This is a genomic window from Curtobacterium sp. P97 (genome assembly GCF_023712445.1).
Lineage (GTDB): Bacteria > Actinomycetota > Actinomycetes > Actinomycetales > Microbacteriaceae > Curtobacterium.
In genome coordinates this window covers 1-673 of the sequence record NZ_JAMAYF010000033.1, presented here as the reverse complement: position 1 = coordinate 673, position 673 = coordinate 1, and the positions used below count along the sequence as shown (strand labels likewise).

Sequence of the window (673 nt, the reverse complement as noted above, 5' to 3'; positions counted from 1 at the left end):
CTCCTGGCACGACTCAACATCTCGACCGCTCGGCCGATCGTCCCGGTACCACCCCAGGTCCCCCCTGCGCCCGTCCCGTCCCGGTCGTCACACACGTCGCCACGGCCACGATGGTCACGACGGGCCCGCGCACTGCCGATGAAGGCTGCACGCGACGGACCCACCTCCCCGAGGGTCCCGCGAGGCACCCGGAGGTAGTGATGGCGCGCACGACGCCCGGTCGGACGGACGTCCGGTGATCGGCATCTCCGACACCACCATGACCACGCTGCACGCCGCCCTCACCGGGCTGGCGGAGCGGCAGCGGGTCAGCAGCGACAACATCGCCAACATCAACACCCCCGGCTTCCTGGCCGGCCGGACCGACTTCGAGTCCAACCTCAAGTCCGAGCTCGCGTCGGGCGAGACCCCCGTCGTCAGCGGCGGCACGGTCAGCCGCTCGCTGGCGGCGACCCGCACCGACGGCAACAACGTCGACCTGGACTCCGAGACCGTCATCGCCACCGAGACCGGCATGCGCTACCAGCTCGCGCTGCAGGCCCTCAACGGCAAGTACGACCTCCTGAGCGCCGCGATGAGGACCCAGTGAGCGCGTTCGACGCCCTGCGCATCGCGGGCTCGGGGATGACGCTGCACCGCAAGTTCCTCGACGCGGTCTCGGACAACATCGCCA

The 673-nt window shown here is 70.4% G+C and carries 1 protein-coding gene; it reads left to right on the top strand.

What is annotated here, in order from left to right; translation table 11 throughout:
• The first annotated feature begins 235 nt into the window (after positions 1–235).
• On the top strand, positions 236–589 hold the full coding sequence (gene flgB / locus M3677_RS16780) for a flagellar basal body rod protein FlgB (RefSeq protein WP_308201990.1): 354 nt from the start codon (positions 236–238) through the stop codon (positions 587–589).
• Positions 590–673 lie beyond the last annotated feature (84 nt).